Origin of the sequence: Actinokineospora sp. PR83 (assembly GCF_021056305.1) — a bacterium.
Classification (GTDB): Bacteria; Actinomycetota; Actinomycetes; order Mycobacteriales; family Pseudonocardiaceae; genus Actinokineospora; species Actinokineospora spheciospongiae.
The window spans coordinates 1-741 of record NZ_JAJCXD010000154.1 but is presented as its reverse complement, the minus strand read 5'-3'; the positions used below and the strand labels follow the sequence as shown (position 1 = coordinate 741).

Here is a 741-nt window from a genome sequence, read left to right as displayed (position 1 = left end):
CGGACATCCTCGGATCACAGCTCGGTTGACAGCTCCCCGAGGCTTATCGCAGCCTCCTACGTCCTTCATCGGCTCCTGATGCCTAGACATCCACCGTATGCCCTTAACAACTTGTTACAAAGATGCTCGCATCCACTGTGCAGTTCTCAAACACCAACCAGAAAACCCTGGCCATACTGCGAACACCAGCCCAACCAACGTTGGCGATGTGCTCGCGGCCCTGGTCCTGGAACCGAGTCCAACAACCCCTCGTGGGGTGTTGTCTCAGGACCCAACAGTGTGCCGACACATACTCCAACCCCGCACCCCTCACACCACTTTCCACGCACCCTCACAGGTGCAGTACTCATCGTGTTTCAGCGCCGGTGTTGTCGTACTCATCCAGTAGTTTCCACAGCATATGAGCACCACCTGATGGGCATTCGCCATCAGCGTGGTTCTCCCGACCCAGTGCAAGCACTGGGCGGCAGGTGCTCCTTAGAAAGGAGGTGATCCAGCCGCACCTTCCGGTACGGCTACCTTGTTACGACTTCGTCCCAATCGCCAGTCCCACCTTCGACCACTCCCTCAGTAAACTGTTGGGCCATGGGCTTCGGGTGTTACCGACTTTCATGACGTGACGGGCGGTGTGTACAAGGCCCGGGAACGTATTCACCGCAGCGTTGCTGATCTGCGATTACTAGCGACTCCGACTTCACGGGGTCGAGTTGCAGACCCCGATCCGAACTGAGACCGGCTTTA

At 57.5% G+C, this 741-nt stretch carries 1 rRNA gene; it reads right to left on the bottom strand.

The features are described from left to right. Nucleotides 1–481: 481 nt before the first annotated feature. Nucleotides 482–741, bottom strand: a 16S ribosomal RNA gene (locus L6E12_RS34185); the annotation flags it as partial.